The following is a 3,105-nucleotide window of genomic DNA, read 5'->3' on the forward strand; positions in this document are numbered from 1 at the left end:
TGAGGCGATTTGGCAATTAGACAATTTGGCAATTAGACAATTTGGCAATGAGGCACTTAGGCAATGATGCATTGAGGCAATTTGGTAATGAAGCAATGAGGTATTGGGGCTATGGGGTATAAGGCACAAGGCATTGAATGTTAAGCTTTGTGTTCCACTTTGCCAAGCTCTGGGTACTTTGTGATAAAATAAAACTTATAGGCACAAGTCTTATTCTGTGTAACTCAGTGCTAAACTCTGGGGACTCTGTGGTAAAAAAAACTTCAACGATTAAAACATTAAGATAATTAAGACCATTAAGGGGCTGAGAATATCTTAATGCTCTTCATGTCTTAATGAACTTAATGTTAAAAAAAAGAACTTCAAATTTAAAAATTAAGGCCATTAAGCGGCTGAGAATATCTTAATGAACTTAATATCTTAATGCACTTAATGTTTAGAAAAAAGAACTTTAAATTTAAAAATTAAGGCCATTTAGCGACTGAGAATATCTTAATGCACTTAATGTTTAGAAAAAACATCCTCAATAATTAACCAGGAAGACAATTAGGGTTTTAGGAATAACGCCCACTCACATACTATCCGCCCCACCTTTCTGAAAAACAACTTCTTTAACCAAGCCTATGGAGTTAAAGTGGAGAATCATGGCTTCGGAGGTGGTGGTGTTGCGGATGTTTTGGCATTGCGGTCCACGCTCGAAGAAATAAACGACATATTTCTCAGACTTTTTGTCGAGCAATTGATAATCGTACCGCCCAATGGTTTTTACGATTTCGTTTTCGGAGATAGTCAGAATACGGTCTTTGTTTTGTTTCAATAAAGCCAGTTGTTGAATTCTTTTCCCTTCACAACCCCCTCGATCGCCTTTGAAAAGTTCAGAATCAAAACCATCGATTTCTAATGGCTTGGAGTAGGAGCAGGCCTGTAAAAGAATTAAAGCCGAAAAAGAGATTAGATATTTTAAAATAGACATTTGAGTAATTTTCCAAAAGGCAAAAGCCTAGCATTTGTGTAATTATATAAAAGTATCATTAAATACGATTCATTGTCTGTTTGATATCGTTTTTTTGTCAGTTCAAGGGTCTAACCTGTCAGTTCGAGCGGTAGCGGGCGGCGTTCCGTTCGAGAATACGTTTTCTGCTGCCAAAGTTAACTAGTTTTAAGCGACATCTCAATTTGCTTCTTGAACTTGTGGTAATCAGCATCTGGCTTCGCATCTCGACTACCGCTCGATGTGACAGGAGTTCTGTCAGTTCGAGCGGTAGCGGGCGGCGTTCCGTTCGAGAACACGTGTACTGTGGCTAGGTACAACTTGTCGTAATCAGTATCTCAGTCTGCATCTTACTCATCCTAATAACATCTCAGTCTTCATCTCGACTACCGCTCGATGTGACGGGTGTAGCTCGATGTGACATAGGTGTGTTTGTCAGTCCGAGCGGTTCTCATGTCAGTTCGAGCGGTAGCGGGCTGCGTTCCGTTCGAGAACACGTTTTCTGCTGCCAAAGTTAACTAGTTTTAAGCGACATCTCAATTTGCTTCTTGAATTTGTGGTAATCAGCATCTCAGTCAGCATCTTACTCATCCTAATAACATCTCAGTCTTCATCTCGACTACCGCTCGATGTGACAGGTGTGCTCGATGTGACAAGAAGTGTTTCGGTCGCAATTTCATTCAGATTATCATCTGAATTTCATTGTGCTCGATGTGACAAGTGTTAGTCGATGTGCCAGGGGATTATCATCTGAATTTCATTGTGCTCATTGTCCAAGTACCAGTAACCAGTAACCAGCAACCAGTAACCAGCAACCAATAACCAATAACAACCTCACTTATCCTTCTGAAACACCCCAACTATACCATTGGCGATAGATAAGATAAAACTCAAGATAAGCGGTGGCAAGAATCCTTCCACTTTGAAACCATCCACGAGGTAGTCGCACAAATAAACGATACACACGCTAATAACCAAGGAGAACAAGCCCAAGGTTAAAAAAGTAATCGGTAAAGAAATGAGGCTGAGAATGGGTCTCACAAAAGTGTTTAGGATACTCATTACCAATGCCACTATTATAGCCGTAGTGTAACCATCTACGTTGATACCTTTGAGGTAATTGGGCAAAATCAGGATGATTAGGCCGCAAAGCAATAGTCTTACAATGTAATTTGTCATTTCGATTGATGTCTAGTTATTAATACGTTGAGTACTTCGTCGAGGCTAATTTCTTTGGCTTCCAATAATATTAAATAATGGAAAAGTAAATCTGCGGCTTCGCCCAGAAACAGGTCTTTGTTATCGTCTTTGGCTTCAATGACCAATTCTACGGCTTCTTCGCCTACTTTTTGTGCTATTTTGTTGATTCCTTTTTTAAACAAAGATGCAGTGTAAGAAGCCTCTGTAGGATTGTTTTTTCTGTCCTTTATAATTTCGGTTAGTTGCTGAATAAACATGACCTTGCCGCTGTTTGTTTCATTCCAACAGGTATCGTGGCCGGTATGGCAAGTGGGGCCATCGGGCAATGCTTTAATGAGTATGGAATCTCCGTCGCAATCTACTTGATGCTCTTTATAGTTGAGGAAATTGTTTGAGCTTTCGCCTTTGGTCCATAGTCTTTCTTTGGAGCGGCTGTAAAAAGTCACCTTGCCTTGGCTAATGGTTTTTTCAAGGGCCTCGGCATTCATATAACCTTGCATGAGTACTTTGCCTGTGTAAAAGTCTTGGATAATGGCCGGAAGGAGTCCTTTAGAAAAATCTGCTTGTCTATTCATAAAAATAATAATTGTGCAAAAATACTAAGTACTAATTAATTGTGTGTGGTATTCTAAAATTATTATATTTTTTTTCAAAGAAGGCTTGACAAATATAAAAAGACCCCTTATCTTTGCACCCACATTGAACGAAAGAGGTTCTTTAAAAGCGAAAGTAGCTCAGTTGGTAGAGCGTAACCTTGCCAAGGTTAAGGTCGCGGGTTCGAGACCCGTCTTTCGCTCAAGAGATAAAAAGTTCCTATGAAAATGGGGACTTTTTTGTTTCTTAGGGCATATCACCCGCCGGGGTGGTGGAACTGGTAGACACGCAGGACTTAAAATCCTGTGAGCCTTATCGCT

The 3,105-nt window shown here is 40.0% G+C and carries 4 protein-coding genes and 1 tRNA gene; 1 reads left to right on the forward strand and 4 read right to left on the reverse strand.

From position 1 onward, the window contains the following. Positions 1-571: 571 nt before the first annotated feature. From EGI26_RS06975 to hisIE, 4 genes are all read right to left on the reverse strand, one after another. Positions 572-973 (reverse strand): hypothetical protein, encoded by a 402-nt coding sequence (locus tag EGI26_RS06975; protein WP_255077314.1) that lies wholly within the window; start codon positions 971-973, stop codon positions 572-574. A 176-nt stretch (positions 974-1,149) separates the two neighbouring features. Beyond that, positions 1,150-1,311 carry a hypothetical protein gene (locus tag EGI26_RS06980; RefSeq protein ID WP_255077315.1) on the reverse strand — a complete coding sequence of 54 codons (162 nt, stop codon included), beginning with the start codon at positions 1,309-1,311 and terminating at the stop codon, positions 1,150-1,152. Positions 1,312-1,825: 514 nt separating this feature from the next. Next, positions 1,826-2,170: a phage holin family protein gene (locus tag EGI26_RS06985; RefSeq protein ID WP_255077138.1), complete on the reverse strand. Its 345-nt coding sequence runs from the start codon at positions 2,168-2,170 to the stop codon at positions 1,826-1,828. Further along, a complete protein-coding gene (gene hisIE / locus EGI26_RS06990; RefSeq protein WP_255077136.1) occupies positions 2,167-2,766 on the reverse strand; it encodes a bifunctional phosphoribosyl-AMP cyclohydrolase/phosphoribosyl-ATP diphosphatase HisIE in 600 nt (199 codons plus the stop codon). The genes EGI26_RS06985 and hisIE overlap by 4 nt, the downstream gene beginning before the upstream one ends. Positions 2,767-2,914: 148 nt before the next feature. On the opposite strand from hisIE, the gene EGI26_RS06995 reads away from it, so the two are divergent. Beyond that, positions 2,915-2,987, forward strand: a tRNA-Gly gene (locus EGI26_RS06995). Positions 2,988-3,105: the final 118 nt, after the last annotated feature.

The sequence above is a fragment of the Lacihabitans sp. CCS-44 genome (assembly GCF_024343735.1).
In the GTDB taxonomy this organism is placed as follows: domain Bacteria; phylum Bacteroidota; class Bacteroidia; order Cytophagales; family Spirosomataceae; genus Leadbetterella.

Bases quoted from the DNA above. Each gene is read 5' to 3' on its own strand.
- EGI26_RS06975 (WP_255077314.1), bottom strand. From the start codon at position 973: ATGTCTATTTTAAAATATCTAATCTCTTTTTCGGCTTTAATTCTTTTA.
- EGI26_RS06985 (WP_255077138.1), bottom strand. From the start codon at position 2,170: ATGACAAATTACATTGTAAGACTATTGCTTTGCGGCCTAATCATCCTG.
- hisIE (WP_255077136.1), bottom strand. From the start codon at position 2,766: ATGAATAGACAAGCAGATTTTTCTAAAGGACTCCTTCCGGCCATTATC.